A 19,475-nucleotide genomic window follows, 5' to 3' on the forward strand; every position below is an offset into this window, starting at 1 on the left:
CTTGGACTTAAGTATCAACACTATAATCTGTTTGCCGATTAAAATACACTTGGCACAGCTCACGAATATATCATCAGACAAAGCTGAAAAAGGTATCTCTATTTCGTCTCACAGGATAGGAATTTTTATCTTCATACTTATCACTATTATCACAGAAAAACTATCATTAAGAAGGTTGAGTATTATCTCATAATATGATGGATATGACGCGCTTAACTGAATTTATTCTCATTCTCATAACCTGACTGATAATTATTATCTTTCTTATTAATACCCTTAAGCGCTGTTCGTTTATTATCTAGTTAATTGAAAAATAGTATAAATTAAAAAATATAGTAGGGCTACATCGTACCAAATTACCTTAATTTTAACAGGGAAGATGCTCTGCTATCATTTTACAAAAAAAATCGCAATCTTTTTTATAAAAAACATCAAGTCGTTTAGATTAGGTTTATATATTATGTGTTTTTTATGTTATAGATCAGTTTTTGCGTCTGGATTGTCTTGTGCAAAAAGTGCTATCGAACAAAAAATGTCTTGATTTTATATAAATCTGTTTAGAAAATCGCCTTGATTGGGAAATGAACTGTCCAGTGAATGTGTTTATTTATTGCGACAGTGCTTATCGGTATTCTCTTATTTACTGCTCGGTTAATTGCCTGCTCTGAAATATCTGAATCCATTTTTTTGTTCCTGAAACTCATATGGTATGGATTTCATGCCTTGGATTGTTTTCTATTGTTGAGGAGCTGATTGTGGCCCAGAAGTTTTCAAAACGAGATCACCAAATATCGGGTGAATATTAAATTAGATTTGCATACTGGTGGCGAACAGAAAAAATCGAGCTCCCTTTGAAATTATTGGTGATGAGAAATTACAGTCATAGCCAAGACAGTCATCTACTGACCGAGTGCGAAAAGGTTTCTATTCACAAAAACAGTTTTGACAACGTGATGGTTGAATTCAGCCCCGTAATACCTTGACTGAAAACTAAGGAGTAATAAGTAACATGAAAATTGAGCGTTCGCTATGGGGGGCGGGAACCATCTTGTCTTCCCAACAGTTTCAGCTACAGGCATGTTGGGAAGCCTATACTAATGAATGCATTGCCCCTTTGGGGCTAGCGCATCTTTGGGGGGTACTAACAGCAGTCTTTGATAAGGATACTTTGGCCTTAGGACAATTGAAAGCCAATCATTTGTGTGTGCGTTTTGCCGATGGATCGCTGATTGATGCCGATCGGGAGGATCAATTACCGCCAGTGCTGGAATTGGCTACCGTTTTGCCAGCATGGAAAACGAACAGTATCTCACTTGTCCCATTGCTCGTTTATTGCGCGATGCTCAGGGAAAGTGGGCCTTCGACGGGCAGTTTGTGCCGCCATTATTGCGGCTGAAGGAGAGTGCGGGGCTGATAGAGCGGCTCGATCGGTTGCTGACGCAGTTGCGTGCCAAACAGGCCAGGTTAATGAGGATGCGCCGTGAGAGTAACGAAAGGATGGTGGATTTTGCTAGCACGGATATGTTGCCATTCTGGTTATTAAATGTGCTGAATAGTTATGAGCCGGTCTTCCGTAATTTTCTGATGCACGCAGATGTACACCCAGAGTTGTTTTACCGTGAAGCAATCAAGCTGGCAGGCAGCTTGCTGACTTTTTCACTAGACCATGACGCTGGGGAAATTCCTTTCTATCAGCACGATAACCTGACGGCGGTTCTTCCGCCGCTGTTTGATTTGCTGAGTGAATTACTGGAAATCAGCTTACCGTCGCAAATAGTGGCAATTGAATTGAAGAAATCAGCACAACAACAAAAGTGGACTGGGGTATTTCATGATGCCCGCTTGTGTGAGGCAGCAGATTTTTATCTTTCTGTTCATTCTTCCATGTTGGCGCATCAGTTGCAGATTCAGTTTCCATTGTTGTGTAAAGCTGGAGCAGCGGATGAAATTATCAAAATGATTAACCAGGAGTTGGCTGGTATCCCCTTGGTGGCCTTGAGCCATGTTCCAGTCATGCGCTCATTGCGACCGGAAAACCAGTATTTTGCTCTTGACCTAGCCCATCCGGCAGCTAAGCCCATGCTGGCGACAGGGACCTGTGCTTTCTACGTGCCCGGTGTACTGGGCGATATTCAGCTTGAACTATTTGCGGTATTGAGGGCATAGCACATGAATCAGTCACATTCATTAACTAAAAAGTCTTCACTGGACATCGATACCTTGTTGCAAGATAGCTATCTGTTAGTAGTAGAACTGTGCCGTGGCGTGCGGGTGGTGAAGCAGTGGAAGGTGGTATGGCAACGCTGTGTTGCTGAGATAGAGCGGACTCAACAGGTACTGCGTGACGCAGGTGTTGATGAATCTGCGATTAACCATATCAGCTACGCTCAGTGTGCCCTGTTGGATGAAATCATACAGGTATGGGCCCCAGAGGAAGGTTATGCGGCATGGCGGGTAACATCATTGCAAGAGCATTTTTTTAATACCGCTGAGGCAGGTGACCAGTTGTATGAGCGGATACGTGCGGTTTTGGATGAATCGATTCCCGATCAGGTGGTCTTGACCTGTTTTCACCGGGTGTTGCTACTGGGATTCCAGGGCGCATGCCAGAAGGATATACGTGAACAACTAATCATCCGCTTAAGTCAACAGATTGTTCATTTAGTCGATGCTCAGTCATCACCTGTGTTAGTCATGTCAAGACTTGGTGGCCCCTGGCTGCGCTCCACTGGAGTTCGGCTATGTATGATGATAGTAGGATTGGCTGGCGTCTGGTGGGGGCTGGGCCAGTATCTGTCAACGTTGTTTTCGGGGTTAGGGCGGTGAGTGCATGCTGCAATTAAGGGCTCTGTAGATATGCAGGGTAGGGAAGGCAGTACTAATTGTGGTGCAGGAACATGCGTTGTACATCCAGACAAACAACAATATTGGCCTGATAGGGACCCATGTGCATGTCCCATTGGTATTCACCAAAGAGGTGGATGCATCAAGTCCCATTTGTATAAAGCGGTCACCACCGGCCAGACCCTGAAATCTGCTGAAATCAAATGGTACAGCATTGATGACGCAGGTCAGGAGAAAGAGTACTTCATCACCCAACTGGACAATGTGAAGGTGGTAAAAGTGGTGCCGCTGATGCGTGGAATGAGCGCACGACGGCGTAGCAAGTGCGGCAGACGGTTTAATCCGTCTGCTATTTTTTCATTTTTTGTGTAATCGCGGGGGGCGGGAGGCCCCGCGATAAAAAACTTAAAACCAGATAAATCATAACCTTATGGGCCTCGGTATACGGCTATGGGCGGTAGCTTACCTAAACGACTGAGGAATAATCGGAAGAAAATATGACAAATCCAACACCGATGATCATCTTTGATCACAGCCGCTACAGACTAAAAGTGTGGGGCAATAAAGTCCCGCTGGATGTGCTGGCCTTTACCGGGCAGGAAGCCTTAAGCCAACCGTTTCACTATGCCATTGAATTCACCAGTGTGGAGAAAGGGATTGAACCGGCACAGATGCTGATGCAGCAGGCTGCATTTACCCTGACTTCGCCTGAGATCAATCCGGGGATACGGGGCTGGCCGATTGAACCCCCGGTACCGTTGCGCTCGGTTTACGGGGTGATTAGCGGTTTTAAACTGCTCTCCACCTCGCGGGACGAAAGCTGTTACGAAGTGACGCTAGAGCCACGGCTGGCACTGCTGGCGAGAAGCCATCAATTCGCCATCTATCAAAAACTCTCCGTGCCGGAGATTGTGGAGAAAATCTTGCGGGAGCGGCATGGCTTTCGCGGGCAGGATTTCCTGTTCAGTCTGGCGTACAGCTACCCGAGGCGGGAACAGGTGATGCAGTATGGCGAAGATGACCTGCGCTTTATCCAGCGCCTGCTGGCGGAAGTGGGGATCTGGTACAAAGTGACCGCGGATGACCGGTTAAAGATCGACGTGGTGGAATTTTACGACGACCAGCGTGACTACCAGTTCAACGTCTACCTGCCTGCCCGCAATCCGTCAGGCATGCACGGCGAGGAAGACGCGGTGGTGTGGGGCATGGAGACCGCGTATCAGGTGGTGGAGGGGAAAGTAACGACCCGCAATTATGACTACCACGATGCTCGGCCATATCCCGGCTTGAACACCGAGGCGGATGTGACACGGGGCGACCGAACGACCTATGGCGAAGCGTACCATTACCGCGATCACTACCGGATACCCGGCGACCGTTACGCCTATCAGCCGGAGACAGAAAGTGGGGTGTTTTATGCCCGCCTGCATCACGAGCGTTACCTAAATCAACGCATCCGCCTGCGGGGAATGACCACTTCCGCCACGCTGGTGCCGGGGCAGGAGTTGAAAGTGAAGGGGGACGCCCCGGAAGCGTTTCGCAAAGGGGCGATCATCACCCAGATCACCAACAGTGCCCGCAGGGATAGCAGTTTTGAAATGACATTCACGGCCATTCCCTATTCCGAGACAGTGTGTTTTCGCCCGGAATTAGTATCGAAACCAGTGATGGCGGGCACGATACCCGCGCGGGTGAGCAGCACGAAAGTGAATGATATCTACGGCGATATCGACAAAGATGGCTTGTATCGGGTGGCGTTTGACTTTGACCGGGAGAAATGGCCGCAAGGGGAAGAAAGCCTGTGGGTGCGTCTGGCGCGTCCGTATGCGGGAGAGACCTATGGTTTTCACTGGCCGTTGCTGGAAGGCACCGAAGTGGCGATCGCCTTTGAAGGGGGCGACCCGGACCGGCCCTATATCGCCCATGCACTGCACGATTCAATGCACCCGGATCACGTCAATCTCTACAACTACAAACGCAACGTTCTGCGCACCCCGGCGAATAACAAACTGCGAATGGATGACGAACGTGGTCGGGAACATATCAAACTGAGTACCGAATACGGCGGTAAAAGCCAGTTAAATCTCGGTCACCTTGTCGATAGCCAGCGCCCACACCCGGATAAACGGGGTGAAGGTTTTGAGTTGCGAACTGACGACTGGGGAGCGATTCGGGCTGGTAAAGGATTGTTTATCAGTGCGGATAAGCAGACCCGTGCTGGTGGGGAAGTGCTGGCAATGGAGGAGGCACTTAGCCGGTTGAATACAGCGAGCGAACAGATGCAGGCGATTTCCACAGATGCTCAGACGGCTAATGGATCTGCGGCGGATATTAATGCTCAGTTAGCACTGTTACGACAGGACATTGAACAATTGAAATCTGCGGTAGTACTGATGAGTGCCCCGCAAGGGATATCGCTGACCAGTGGTAAACACCTGCAACTGGCAGCGACTGAGAACTTTATCGCCAATGCGGGTAAACATGCAGACATTGGCGTTGTGAAGAACTTCTTTGTTGGTGTTGGTCAGGCTTTCAGTCTGTTTGTACGTAAATTGGGCATCAAGTTAGTCGCGAATCAGGGGGCGGTTTCTGTTCAGGCACAAAATGGTCTTATGGAGTTACTGGCTCGTAATGCGATTAATATCACCAGCACTGAAGATGAAATTCATATCACGGCAAAGAAGAAGATCACCATCAATGCGGGTGGCTCTTATATCACCCTTGATCCGTACAAAATTGAGCAGGGAACTGCGGGAGATTACCTGATCAAATGCACCAGTTTTGACAGAAAAGGGGCGGCTGGACAGAAAACAGAACTGGCCACATTACCCGTTAAGGCGGAGGATCCGCCAGAACGTTGGTTATTTTCCTGAACAACTTAACGAATTAACCTAACTTGATGATTAAGGAGTAAAAAATGATTATCAGTCCCCCGCTGTTGCGGAATAAGTCCGATACTGAAAGTGATGCAGCCTGGATAGAGAGAATGATCCCAATAGATGTTCGGCGCGGTTTCCCGGTAAATGCCTGGCATACCTGGCACGGTGGGGTGCATCTTACACATAGTGATAGCACCAGCCAGCCGGAAAAAATTAGGGCTATTGCGGATGGGACGGTGCATTTTGTCCGACACCCTCAATTCTCTAAACGGGACTTGCCACCATATAACTATAACGGCGGAACGGATTGTGGCTGCGTGGTGTTGAAGCATGAAACGGAAATTGGCATCGGAGAGCATGGGAAAGTCACGTTTTTCTCACTGTATATGCATTTAAAGACCTTAGATAAGGACATTTCTGTGGGAAAAACCGTTTACCAAAAAGCCCCATTGGGTACAGTGGGACAGGTGGACGGGGCCAACGCGGTTCACTTCCAGATATTTTGTGACGATACCAATCTGATGAAGCTGGTTGGTCGTACCACGTCAGAATTGGATATAACCCAAGATGGCCGTACCGATGTTCTCTACGGCGATATACATTTCTACCTGCCGGTAGGTACCGCTTTTTATGAAGAGGTCCGGATAACCCAATGGGAAAGGGTAAAATATATCAGCGCTGAACCCCTTTTCGTGACAATGAGCTTTGATAATGGCAAATGTACCTTGACAACTCGGAGACGACACCGGAACGGGTATTATGAAATGGTAGGAGAAGCCCAGGTCAGCGATGATAATGAATATGACCTGTATAAAAAAGCGGTCAAACTCTATCCTGACAGTCCGGGTGCTGGTTATGAGATGTTGCGGTTTGGCCGCATTATCAATACTGAGCATGAAACCCTGTTACCGGCTAATGCTCCTCACTGGCGGGAAATAAGTTACCCAGGAGGGGAAGGTTCAGTCAACCTGGCAGTGGATTCAGTGAAAAAATTCAGCGATGCGGATTTCCCTCACTGGATGGGATGGCAGTTGATTAATGATGATAGTAGCAATAATAGCCAATGTCACTCCCCGACATTACTGGCCCAACTTAATGCAGCAACAGAGCCTCGTACAGACCTGAACTATACAATCTGTCATTTTTTATTTGAATGGGATGATGCAACAGTAGAATCCCGTTTTAACTGGTTGAAATCGCCTAATGACGTGTTGGATGGACCTATGTCGGAGGCAAATTGGAATAAATTTATCGCTCATACTAAAGCGCTAAGTATTGATACAACGGGACTTCCATCCGGCAAAATTTGGCATTTTGAGCCGAGAAGATTTATTACTCAATTTAGGAAGTGTGATTGGAAAGTTAAAAATACGCAAACACTACCCGATGAGTCATTAAGATTAATGTTACGCCAGAATAATCAGGACGTGATGTTATTGACACTGGAAGAGGGGTTTGAAGTACTCCAGTCGTGGGGGTGGAAAAAGACAAAAGCAGCTTGGGTTTCCGCGACACAATCTGATTTAGGTCAGATCATGGTGAACTATGGAACGAATGGCAAAGATGTTGTGACTACTTCAATGGTAATTGCCAAATTAGGAGATTGGGGAATTAAAGCAACGGTCTATGTTAATCATAAAGGCACTGAACTGATAAAGTTGACCGGATACCCAGGTATTCGCAAAGTATTAAATGCACCCGTGTTTGCATTAAAAAATCCGAAAGTGGTGGATTTGGGCATCGGTAAGTACGGATTAAGTAAATCAATAGTGGAAGGGGCAAGATTGACATTTTATGTGGCCGCCGCTTATCGGACATTGGACTTTATTCTGAATGATAACACCAGTCTTGCGGAATTTATTGGTTCATTAGCGACAGATGTGGTGAAGATAGGTATTGCGTCTGCGATTAGTTGGGGAATTGGGGCGGCAGCTGTCACGTGGATACCGATTGTTGCTGTTCCTTTAGTGCTCGTTGTTGGGGTTGGGATACTGTCTGCCTGGGGGCTAAATGCGTTGGATGATAAATTTGGGGTGACAGATAGAGTTGTTGCTTATCTCAGTGCGGCTCAGCAAGAAACGCTGGAGAAAGCCCGAAAGATGGAAAAAGGGTTTTGGGATCTAGGCGCGATGTTTGCGGATAAAATTCTGGAAGAAGGTAAAGAAGTTGTAGAGACAGAAATAAGAACTTATTTAAGACGCACCCTTGAGGATATTAAACCGAGATTTTTTTAAAAGTGAATTTACCAGAAGAAATGAGAAAAAGACTGCCTACATTGATGGTATTGATTGCCATTATTGTATTCCCGGCAATAGGTTCCTATTGGGCTTTTATAAGCTTGATTGATCTATTTTTATATAAGCAAGTGATTTTATTCAGTCGGTTTGATGTTTTTGCGTTTTTAAGTCCCCTTTTTTTATACCCGTTGGCTATTTTAGGGGGATATTTTCTTTTTACCCTGAATCAGGCTCCTACGTATTTGCAAGTGAAAATAGGGAAGATCATTATTTTTTCCTTTTTTTTCGCAATAGTTTCTACGATGGTTTTCTCATTTTGTTATACCCATTTTTTGGAGGAAAAAGGATATATCCGTTGTAGCGGTGTTCCGTTAGGTTCAATGCCCGGCATGGCGGTTAAATATGCTACTGATGAAGCTCTGTGCAAGTCATGACTGTTCAGTGGGCTATGACAGTGTAGGTTATTTTCTTGACAAATTCGTTATTTGATCAATTAACGATAAGGCGTATAAAAATGATTATCAGTCCTCCGCTGTTGCGGGATAAGTCCGATACTGAAAGTGATTCAGTCTGGGTAGACAGAATGATATCCGTGGATACCCGGCGAGGTTTCCCGGTAAATGCCTGGCATACTTGGCATGGGGGTGTTCACCTTATTCACAGTGATAGCACCAGCCGGCCGGAAAAAATCAGGGCGATTGCGGATGGAACGGTCCATTTTGTCCGGCAACCTAAATTCTCTCAGCGAGATCAGCCACCGTATAACTATAACGGTGGAACGGATTGTGGCTGTGTAGTACTAAAGCATGAAACGGAAATTGGCAGCGGAGAGCATGGTAAAGTCACGTTTTTCTCACTGTATATGCATTTGAAGACGATCGACAGTACTGTGTCTCAGGGAAAAACCGTTTATCGGAAAGATCCGCTCGGTACGGTAGGACAAGTAGACGGGGCCAACGCGGTTCACTTCCAGATATTTTGTGACGATGCCAATTTGTTGAAATTAGTTGGTCGTACAGAGCGGGAGTTAAATACAACAAAAGATGGTCGTATCGATGTGGTATATGGTGATATTCACTTCTACCTGCCAGCCGGGATTGCTTTCCGTGAAAAAGTGCCAGAAAAAAGGATGACAACTTGGGAAAAGGCGCCATATACCAGCCTGGAGCCGCTGTTTATCACCATGAGTTTTGATAAAGGCAAATGCACCATGACGACCCGGCGGCAACACCGGAACGGGCATTATGAAACGGTGGGAGAAGCCTTAGTCAGTGAGGATTATGAGTATGATCTATATAAAAAGGCGGTAGAACTTTACCCTGATAGCCCCAGTGCGGGTTACGAGATGTTACGGTTTGGGCGTATTATTAATACTGAACATGAAACCTTATCTCCTGCTGATGCGCCTCACTGGCGGGAAGTGAATTATCCCGGTGGGAAGGGTTGGGTCAATCTGGCGGTGAGTGAAGTGAAGAAATTCAGTGACGCGGATTTTCCTCACTGGATGGAATGGCAATTGATTGATGATGACAGCGACAGTAATAGTCAGTGCAACTCCCCGACTTTACTGGCCCAGCTTAACGCGGAAACAGAACCCCAAGCCGATCTGAGTTATGCGATTTGTCATTTTCCGTTTGAATGGGATGGTGCGACAGTGGAATCTCGCTTTAACTGGTTGAAACTGCCCAATGACGCGCTGGATGGACCGATGTCGGAAGAGGATTGGAACAAGTTTATTGCTCATGTTAAGGCGTTATGTATTGATATGGCAGGACTGCCATCCGGCAGAGTCTGGCATTTTGAGCCGAGGAGGTTTATTACTCATTTCAGGAAATGTAGGTGGTTAGGGGAAGGAGATTTAATTAGAGTTACTAGGGAAAGTGTTAAAAATAGCAAGACACATAAGGAGGAAGAATTTTTAAGTAAAGAGAGTGTTATTACTCGTATTTTACAAAGTGAAAATAATAAAGATAATGTGGTTATCCGTCCTAAAAATATAAAGGAAAGCTTATCTAAAATTATTACCAAATATGGTCTTAATCTTTCGTCTTTAAGAGTCGCACACTTTTTATCACAAATTTTTTGTGAGACAGGCAGGCTGAAAGTAGTCGTTGAACACGGGAAATATAGCTACTTCGATAAATATGAACCCAAAAAGGATTATGCTGGTAAAGAAATGAATAATCTGGCAAGGACATTGGGGAATACCCTTGTAGGGGATGGAAGTCGGTTTAAAGGAAGAGGGATTATACAAACGACGGGTAGAAAGAATTATGAGCTCTACGGAAAATATAAAGGTGATTCTGAAAAATTCTTGACAGATGCAGGAGCTGCCATTCTTGCCAGTAATGCATATTATGCTTGTGATACGGGCGGATTTTATTGGATACAGAAGCAGAGGATGAGAAAACATAATGGAAAAAAAGTCTCCTGGGGGAGTTTAAGTTTGCATTATTGGGCAGACCAAGGGGCTTTGTATAATGATGTAAAAGCAGTGACTAAATGTGTGAATGGTGGTGATCATGGGCTGGATAATGTCAGATGGCCTTGTTTTGAACATGCATTGTATGCACTGAATGATGCTATTGTTAAACCCAATAATTTTAAGCCTATAGAGTAATGGTGAATGATATGAAACTGAAAATGTTATTTGCATTGATCATAACTGTACTTTCATTTTCTGCTTATGCAGAAAAGATAGATTACTGTTATACCATTGAATTTGACAGCGGGGTTTTTAATTTAAAATCGTTAAAAAAGTCCTCTGCTAAAAATGATTGTAGATATAATCTAGTGCCTCTTATTTATAATGGAATAAAAGATTATTTTAATTTGTCTGATGCGGCATATCCATCGGGTGGTATTATCTATATAAAATGGAATGATAAAAGTAAAAAATATAGCTATGACACAGATGAAATAAATAACACATTGAAAGAGGCTTATAGTAAAAATAAGAAATTTAGCTATGTGTTAAACATGAAATATAAGGTGGAAATAAAAACCTTTCCTAGGCGTAAAGGTGCAGTGGTTATGTCAGATGTCATTTTTCTTGATAAGAAGGATAAACCTTATAGTGTAATGAGAACATTGTTTTTTTATTCTCAAGATAATTATGCCGCTGAGTATTACCCTGACCCAATAAAATATTCTGATAAAAAGAGAATTGATTTTTTAAATAAGGTGACAGATTTATTTATGACAATGGAGATTAATTGTGATTTTAGCTAATAGATTAACCTGTGTTAAATTATGCCCGGTATGTGTTGGGATATTTAAATAACGTTTCATAATTCTGCTACACATGGCCGTTTTCAACTCATTGTTATACATAGAATTATGGGTAGTATAAGATGTAGCACTATTTTGGAATCTTATTTAACAGGCATAGTTAGTAACTATCAATCAATAGGAGGAAGAGAATATGATTAGGTTTATATCTTTATTGCTGTTTTTTTTACTTTGCTTTTCTGTAAGCAAAGTATTCTCTGCGACAGAGGATGTATTTTTCTGTGTAAGATCAGATAATGATAATTATTTGTCCAAATATATGTTATTCACTGTATCAAGTGAGGATATATATGACCATTATAGTACTGGACTGGGACCTTTGCTTATGAGAGGGAGGGCTTATTTTATTGACTCTAAAGGTCATGTTAAAGATTATAATGTTGATTACACTAGCTCTATAGAAGAGGATGGTAATGGTGATATTATTTTGTCTAATGATGTTCTGAATATATATAAAGGGAATCGTGGTGATGTGATAAATGACAATAATTACACTGATTATTTTGTAAACAACGCGAGGAAATACTTGGATTTTAAATTTTACATTAGTACAAAAAACAGTACAGATGAGAGTTATGGTTTTTATTTGTATGATTATGATTTGATCAAGCATATATACATATATGATGAAAAAAATAAGTCAGAGTGTTTATCAAAATTTCCTGAAAAATATTTAAGGAAAATTAATTTGAATAGTTAATATCGTAAGTAAAATTAATTTAATTTATTTGATGGTTATTTTTCAGGTAAAGACATCCTAGATAGGAAATTTATAATGAATGTCCGTTATATTATAATTATATTTTTTTATCTTGTGGGTATTTTATTTTCCAATAATTTAGTATATGGTAAAGATGAGAATAGTTTAATTTTGAAAAAAATTAAAGAATTTTTTTATGTTAATGGGAAACCACATAGTTTAAGTTCAGTCTACAATGTTGAAACCTCTGATAGTGGATTTTCTGCATTTTATGTCTATTTCTGGAAAAAAATGATGCAAAAACTTATCCATTTGTATACAAAGATGAAAAGGAAAGGAAGCGTTCAGGTAATGATGATAGTCGATGTAACGTTTTTATTGTGAATAATGGACAGGTCGCTATTTCAATTCGTAAATTCCAATCTGGAAGTGCTGAGGATTTTGAACCATGTCTTGGATATAACACAGGATATAGGGTAATAAAATCACCAGATCACAATATAAATTGGTTTATATTTAGAGTAATGTATGAGGATGCTAATTTGAATTCACATGAAATATATGAGGTTTATGCTAGGTAAATTATATTCCATGCAGTATCTTTATAGTAAGAAATTATTTTCCCCTATTGATAATGAACCTTATTTTATAAAGAAGGTCATTATCTTAATTTTAATATGAAAAAGGAAATAAGTGATGAATGGCATGATCCATATCGGAGATAAAACTATTTGCGGTGATCGAATGGTTTTAGGTCCTTTAATCATGAAACTTAATGGTGCCAGTGTTGCCCGTAAAGGTGACAAAGTGCCCCGATTGCCTCTTGTGGGCACCGTTATACGTGCGGTTGTGCACTGCTATTTTCTATATTCTGGATGTTACCGAGAGTAATCATTATGCCTGTTAAATTGAATCTTTTACCCGGTCCAGCTCCTCGCCCTAAAAATCCCCGACTTTTGTTTTGGCTTGTTTTACTCCCCGGCGTGCTTTTTGTTGTCGGTGTCATGAGTACCATACTGTGGGGAGGCATGGAAATTCGTCATCAACCAGTGATTTTTGGCTTACATGCGTTGGGTATCCCTGCGTTGTGCTGGTTGTTTATCACAGGATGTCGGTGGTTACTGTATACCAGCCAGCATCTCTGGGCAGATGGTTGGGACCAACGTCGCCAGCAGGTTATTTTACAGGAAACTCGGCGGGGCCGACGTTCGTTGCAGATTCTGAGTGTTGCATTGCACACGGCGTTCGTGGATGAAGAAACACCAGAGAAGCAGGTTGCATTACTCACCAGGAATGAGAAAGCGTTAAAAGCACAGCCGTCATGGCTAAGCGAAGAGGCTATTCGCCACAGCCGGTTACCCACTCTGGGAGATGAATCTTGTGATGAGCTGATACGGCGAACATTGTCATCCATTATTGCCACCTTTGCTAAGACGCTGGAACGGCTGCCAGATAACACTCCTCTTTCCCTACTTTTTGAGGCCAATACGACTTTATCTGAAAGTGAATTGAACAACATATGTCAGCAGGTATGGTCTGAGGCGGGTATTCGCCAACCTGTGAGTTTTGTTGAAGGTGCAGGGTTATCTGTGGTGGATGATTGGCTGGATAACCATATTTGTAAACGTTCGTTGTTACTGATCGTGGCACTGCAAATTTGTCCGGCACAACCTGAGAAGACGGCGGAATTGGCTGTCGGGCTGATATTAGGTAACCGGCTGACACAAAAGATATTAACACCACAGGCATTTTTGCACCGTCCTGAATGTTCCTCTCATTCGTTGCTTGCGCAAAGTATACGGCAGGCGCTGGATTGGGTGCCAGTCACATCGGAGTCGTTACAGTATGCTTGGTTATCACAATTGTCTCAGGCAGATAGTGAAGCCTTTACTATATTGAGCAGTATTGCTCCCTTAAACATGACATATGCACAGGGTATTTATGACCTGGATATCTTATTAGGTACATCGGGCTGTGTTGCCCCCTGGATTGTGATTGCCGCTGCGGCGCTTCATGCTCAGCACACTGCGGCCAGTCAGCTGACTTTCAGTGGTTCATCTGCCCTTGAGCAAGGGTGCTGGTGTGCAGTCGTGTCCCCGAATGAAACTTTACCGGAGGTAACGCAATGAAGCGTATCCGAACTCAATCTTTTTTCTGGTTGTTGCTTGTCTTCGTTTTGGTCATAGCCGCAATGCTAAGTTACTTCGCTTGGAAGATGCCTAATGAACTGGGCATTCAGGCAGATAGCCATCTTCAACAGATGTGGTTTATTGGTATCGTCATAAGCAGTGTAGTTTTTCTGCTTATAATGGGAATTTATTATGTTGCTACCTACCAAACGGGCAAGTTGAGTTTTGAAGATCTGCGCAAAAGTATTTCTGGTGATGACAAAAAAACCGAACCTGTGGAGGCTCAACTCCCTGAATCCGTCTCCGCTATAAAAGACTTGCCTGATCGCATGCGCCTCCGTTATGGGAGGTTCTGGTGGTATAAAGTCCGTATTTTACTGGTGGTGGGTGAAGTGGAACAGGTGGAAGCCATCGCACCGGGGCTGACCTCGGCGTATTGGCAGGAGGGCTATCGCACGCTGTTGCTTTGGGGCGGCAGTTTGCAGGTTGAACCGGATGCCACTCAGTTAATGGCCCTTCGTCGCTTGCGCCGTTACCAGCCATTCAATGGCATTGTCTGGGCGCTGACCGAAGCTCAAAGCGCACAGCCGGTATGGATGGATAAAGCATTGCGGATATTGCAGAAACAAGCCCAACAGCTGCGCTGGCAAGCCCCGGTCTACCTGTGGCAGGTGTGTCACAGTCTCTGGTCTCAAGAAGACCGTATCACTCAGGCCGTCGGCTGCTTTTTTCCTGAACGTTGTACCCCGGATATTGTGGCGACACAGTTGCAAGAATTGGTTGACCCCATACGCAAGAGAGGAATGCAACAAGTACTAGAAGAGAACGCCCATGATTTTCTTTATCGACTATCATCCACATTGGAAAAACAGGGAATTGATCACTGGCGACAGGTCTTGGCTCCGTGGTTAGTGGAGTATGGCGATGTGGTATTGCTGCGTGGTTTGATGTTCAGTTTGCCGCTCAAAGCGCAGGCGAGTAGCATCCCGCAAAGCTGGCTGCCCGACTCGGCTTGGCAGGGGGTGTTGGAGGGCAGTCGTCGTTTCCACGGTCGGCGGGTGGGCATACTCCACACACAGACCATTTATCGCGGCTTGATGGCGTTGGCCTTGTTATGGGGGGCTGGAATGGTGCTCTCCTTTTTCACCAACCGTGACCAGCTAGCCGTGGTGCAGGCGGCGGTGACTGATCTGAAAGCTCAGCCGGAAGGTTCTGATGCCCAGTTGATGGCCTTAAAGGACCTGCGTAACGAGGTGGGCCGGTTGCAATATCGGGCTGAACATGGTGTGCCGTGGTATGAGCGTTTTGGTTTGAGTCAGAATCAGAAACTGTTGACGGCAGTGCTGCCTTATTATGCGCAGGCCAATAACCACCTGATACGAGACAATGCTGCCGCAGTGTTGCATGCAAAACTGAGCGCACTGGTGGATTTACCGCCGGGCAGCTCTTTGCGGGCTAAATGGGCGCAGGCGGGTCATGACCAGTTGAAAGCCTACCTGATGATGGCGCAGCCGGAAAGAGTGGATGTCGCGTTTTTAACCCGGATACTGAACGCAAATGAACCCGAGCGGGCCGGTATTGCCCCCGGTGTCTGGCTAGATGCGGCGTCGGATTTGTGGGGGTTTTATGCGGAGAATCTGTCCGCGCACCCTGAATGGCGGATAACCCCGGATAAGGCTTTGGTTAAACAGGTGCGTCAGCTGTTGCTGATCCAGCTGGGTAAGCACAATGCTGAAGCGGCGCTTTACCAGCAGATGCTGCAATCGGTGGAGAAAAATTATGCTGACCTGACACTCAGACAAATGACCGGCGACACGGATGCTGAACGGCTGTTTACCACCTCCCGCGTGATACCGGGGATGTTTACCCGTCAGGCATGGGAAGGCGGGATACAAAAAGCGATAGCGGAGGCGGTGGCGTCACGTAAGGAGGCGATTGACTGGGTACTGAGTGATAACCGTCAGGCAGTCTCGGCTGCGGTGTCACCCGAAGAGCTGAAAGCCCGTTTGACTGCCCGTTACTTCACCGATTTTGCCGGCGTGTGGCAGGATTTTCTCAACAGCCTGCGCTGGCATAAAACCCGGAACCTGTCGGATGTTATCGATCAGCTAACCCTGATGGCGGACAGGCGTCAGTCTCCGCTGATTGCGTTGATGAACACACTGGCCTACCAGGGGGAGACCGGGCAACAGGGGCCGACGTTATCAAATTCGTTGGTAAAATCCGCCAAAACGTTGCTGAATAAAAAAACGTCTAGGGTGATTGACCAACAGACGACTGGCGTGCACGGCCCAATGGATGAAACCTTTGGGCCGTTGCTGGCGCTGATGGGAGAACATCAGGTGGCCGGGGGAATGAAGGTTGACAGCACGTTGAATTTACAAACCTTTCTCACCAGGGTAACCGAAGTGCGGCTGAAACTGCAACAGATGAATAACAGTGATGATCCGCCAGAGATGGCGAAAACACTGGCTCAGACGGTGTTTCAAGGAAAAAGCGCAGATCTGACTGAGACGCGAGGCTACGGTCGTTTGATAGCCGCCAGTCTGGGGGGGCAATGGCGTGGTTTTGGTCAGGCAATGTTTGTTAAGCCGCTAACGCAGGCATGGCAGGGCGTACTGAAACCGGCTGCGGCGAGTCTGAATGAACAATGGCGGTCGGCGATAGTCGCTAATTGGAATACAGCTTTTGCTGGTCGGTATCCGTTTGCTGGTGGGCAAAGCGAAATCTCGTTACCGATGCTGGGGCAGTTTATCCGGTCTGATTCAGGTCAGATAGAGCGGTTTCTGACCAGTCAGTTAGGGGGGGTGTTGCATAAAGAAGGTAACCACTGGGTGCCAGATAGAGTGAACGGCCAAGAATTGCGTTTTAATCCGCGTTTCCTGAAGGCGATAAATCAGCTCAGTCAGCTATCGGACCTGTTATTTGCCGATGGCAGTCAGGGGCTACGGTTTGAACTGCGGGCCAAACCGGTTCGGGATGTAGCGGAAACCGACCTGACGATAGATGGACAGCAATTGCGTTATTTTAACCAGATGGAAAGCTGGCAGAGTTTTCGCTGGCCGGGCGAGACCGATGAACCGGGGGTGACGCTGATGTGGACCAGTGTTAATACCGGGGCGCGGTTGTTCGGTGATTATCAGGGGAACTGGGGGTTGATCCGCTGGCTGGAACGAGCGAAAGCGGAAAGGCTGGATGAAAGCCGTTACCGCCTGATCTTTACTGCCCCGGATGGTTTACCACTAACCTGGATATTACGCACGGAAATGGGTGAAGGGCCATTGGCATTATTGAAACTGAGAGGATTTACGTTGCCGAAAGACATCTTTGCGGTGACGCCAAGTGATGATACAGCTATGTCAGCAACTCATGATGACTGGGAGGAATAATATTGCAACTTAGTTAGGTGAATGTAATTTATTGATTCTAATAACATAGTCGATTAGAGTTGTCATGCTACCAGCAAAATCTGATAGTCAGGGTTTCGCAGCCTTGAACTCATTGGACACTGGTAAGTAGTTTTACCAGTGCGCCGCCTGCTATCTCCAATCAATGGTGATTCAGGCAGGGAGAGGTTATGCCTCGCTGAGTTGATGAGCTCAGACTGCGAATCCTGTCTGTATCACCACCACTATTTTGAGGGAGTAAAGCAGAAATGAGTGATGTACAAGACTGGCATCCAGCAGACATTATTGCGGCATTTAGGAAACGAGGAACCACTCTTGCGGCCGTTTCCCGAGAAGCTGGATTGGCATCAAATGCTTTAACTAATGTTTTTGCTCGTCGATGATCAAGAGGCGAACAAATCATAGCGGAAGCTTTAAATTGTAGCCCTGCTGAAAAATTGCGCTTATTAGTCGAATCCGCCTGCTATTATTGTTTTGGCTTTTGTTTTTACGAATGATTGATAGTGGGATATATGTAATAACGTGTTTTTTGATGGAAATATGGGGTAATTCAGTTAACTTGAATTAAGAAATTTTGCTTTGGTATTAAAATAATGGATGGTAATAACTATGGGGAAGTGGTGATTATAGCCTTTGTTGTATAATTATTATTTATGATAACCACCAAAAATATTAAATCGAAGTTAAAATTTTACCACTCTAAGTTAATATTGTTGAATATTTTATAAATTACCTTATATTGAAATTAATGGTTTTATTTTTGTTGTAAAGTAATGCCTTGAAAATTTTTTTAATCTAATTTTCTATTTTTATGAAATTGGATATACCCGACATTCCGCGCCGCATTCGTAATTTGTTGTTTTAATTGAGAATCAACAAGTGCATGAATTTTATACAAACGATTTAAAATCAGTATATTACAGATATGGCTGCGGAATGACGGATATACAGGGTGTTTTTATGAATTTATTGATAATTTAATAACAATTGGTTTAATTTTTTTTAAATGATTTTAATTAGGAATTAATAGTGAGTAGATAAAGTTCAATAGTAATTTGACATTTATGCATAATCAATACAATCAACAGTTCCATTCTTAATGATAATGGTGACTTATGACAGCATCTCAGAATTGCCAATAAACCGTATCGTAAACTCTATGTCTGTTCTGAAAGAGGAGGAAAAATTAAAAATAAAGTGAGTATTGATGAACGAACATAACTCATTGATAAAAAATGTATTGGTGACTGAGAAGGCGATACGATAATCATCAGATTTAATAGAAAATAAGAACCAAAAGCCATAATCATAATGAAGGAGTTATACTTGTTAAAATAAATAGCTAAAACAATGACGCGTGATAACAATTTGGAGTTTTCGAGTCATGAAATTATCAGCAAAAAATTAGAAATAAATACCTACTTTTTGAATCTTTATTCCGTCTGGTAAATAGGGGTAAATGAAAATATCAATGAGTTTATTAGACAATACTTTCCGAAAGGAATAGACTTTAATAAAATCTCTAACCAAGGGATAAATTTGGTTGTAACCCGATTAAATAATCTACTAAAAAACTCGGGACGGCAAAGTTCTTTAATAGATTATTTAAAGGAATACGAAATTGTTTACTCGTAGTGTAATGATGTTGCATTTACTATGCGAAACCATCATGGAATTCAATATCAGTCAATAAATATAATAAGAAATTAATGGGAGTTATTCAGAAAACAAGAGTTAAAAAGGAATGTTTTATTCAGAAATATAAGGTGAATTATTTGTTCCTTTGTAAGGGTGATTAGCGTCGAAAGATTATTAATTGGCAATGATTGACCCAGCTATGGCATCCAGTATCTGAGTATCTTGAATTGATGTAAGACGTGTCGGTTTTTATTTATTGGAAACAAGAAATAAGAGAAAAGCCCGATTGATGGCTGTTGGGAACGACAGTTTTCAAATTTCTAACAAATTCGTTAAGGGAATAGATATAG

The 19,475-nt window shown here is 43.9% G+C and carries 10 protein-coding genes and 4 pseudogenes; all 14 read left to right on the top strand.

Annotated features, from left to right (window positions below):
• Nucleotides 1-753: 753 nt before the first annotated feature.
• Nucleotides 754-971: pseudogene (locus ACGF49_RS01930) on the top strand (type VI secretion system contractile sheath small subunit); the annotation flags it as partial.
• A gap of 38 nt (nucleotides 972-1,009) precedes the next feature.
• Nucleotides 1,010-2,166, top strand: a pseudogene (tssK, locus tag ACGF49_RS01935) (type VI secretion system baseplate subunit TssK).
• A 3-nt stretch (nucleotides 2,167-2,169) separates the two neighbouring features.
• Complete coding sequence (tssL, locus tag ACGF49_RS01940) at nucleotides 2,170-2,826, top strand: type VI secretion system protein TssL, short form (RefSeq protein WP_387489250.1); 657 nt, start codon at nucleotides 2,170-2,172, stop codon at nucleotides 2,824-2,826.
• Nucleotides 2,827-3,138, top strand: a pseudogene (gene tssD, locus ACGF49_RS01945) (type VI secretion system tube protein TssD); the annotation flags it as partial.
• A gap of 203 nt (nucleotides 3,139-3,341) precedes the next feature.
• A complete protein-coding gene (locus ACGF49_RS01950) occupies nucleotides 3,342-5,717 on the top strand; it encodes a type VI secretion system Vgr family protein (protein WP_387489253.1) in 2,376 nt (791 codons plus the stop codon).
• Between the two features lie 44 nt (nucleotides 5,718-5,761).
• Nucleotides 5,762-7,957: a M23 family metallopeptidase gene (locus ACGF49_RS01955; protein ID WP_387489256.1), complete on the top strand. Its 2,196-nt coding sequence runs from the start codon at nucleotides 5,762-5,764 to the stop codon at nucleotides 7,955-7,957.
• A gap of 2 nt (nucleotides 7,958-7,959) precedes the next feature.
• Entirely contained in the window at nucleotides 7,960-8,394 is a 435-nt protein-coding gene (locus ACGF49_RS01960) for a hypothetical protein (protein ID WP_387489259.1), read from the top strand.
• Between the two features lie 80 nt (nucleotides 8,395-8,474).
• Nucleotides 8,475-10,580 carry a peptidase M23 gene (locus ACGF49_RS01965; RefSeq protein ID WP_387489262.1) on the top strand — a complete coding sequence of 702 codons (2,106 nt, stop codon included), beginning with the start codon at nucleotides 8,475-8,477 and terminating at the stop codon, nucleotides 10,578-10,580.
• Nucleotides 10,581-10,591: 11 nt separating this feature from the next.
• The gene (locus ACGF49_RS01970) at nucleotides 10,592-11,191 is read left to right on the top strand and encodes a hypothetical protein (protein ID WP_387489265.1); all 600 of its coding nucleotides are present in this window, start codon (nucleotides 10,592-10,594) and stop codon (nucleotides 11,189-11,191) included.
• Nucleotides 11,192-11,384: 193 nt separating this feature from the next.
• Nucleotides 11,385-11,951, top strand: a complete 567-nt coding sequence (locus ACGF49_RS01975; RefSeq protein ID WP_387489268.1) for a hypothetical protein — start codon at nucleotides 11,385-11,387, stop codon at nucleotides 11,949-11,951.
• Between the two features lie 75 nt (nucleotides 11,952-12,026).
• The gene (locus ACGF49_RS01980; protein ID WP_387489271.1) at nucleotides 12,027-12,335 is read left to right on the top strand and encodes a hypothetical protein; all 309 of its coding nucleotides are present in this window, start codon (nucleotides 12,027-12,029) and stop codon (nucleotides 12,333-12,335) included.
• 512 nt (nucleotides 12,336-12,847) lie between these two features.
• Nucleotides 12,848-14,080 (top strand): hypothetical protein, encoded by a 1,233-nt coding sequence (locus ACGF49_RS01985; RefSeq protein WP_387489274.1) that lies wholly within the window; start codon nucleotides 12,848-12,850, stop codon nucleotides 14,078-14,080.
• A complete protein-coding gene (locus ACGF49_RS01990) occupies nucleotides 14,077-17,469 on the top strand; it encodes an ImcF-related family protein (RefSeq protein WP_387489277.1) in 3,393 nt (1,130 codons plus the stop codon). Before ACGF49_RS01985 ends, ACGF49_RS01990 begins: the two co-directional genes overlap by 4 nt.
• A gap of 266 nt (nucleotides 17,470-17,735) precedes the next feature.
• A pseudogene (locus ACGF49_RS01995) lies at nucleotides 17,736-17,867 on the top strand (helix-turn-helix domain-containing protein); the annotation flags it as partial.
• Nucleotides 17,868-19,475 lie beyond the last annotated feature (1,608 nt).

This window comes from Photorhabdus sp. RM96S (assembly GCF_042879335.1).
GTDB classification, from domain to species: Bacteria; Pseudomonadota; Gammaproteobacteria; order Enterobacterales; family Enterobacteriaceae; genus Photorhabdus; species Photorhabdus kayaii.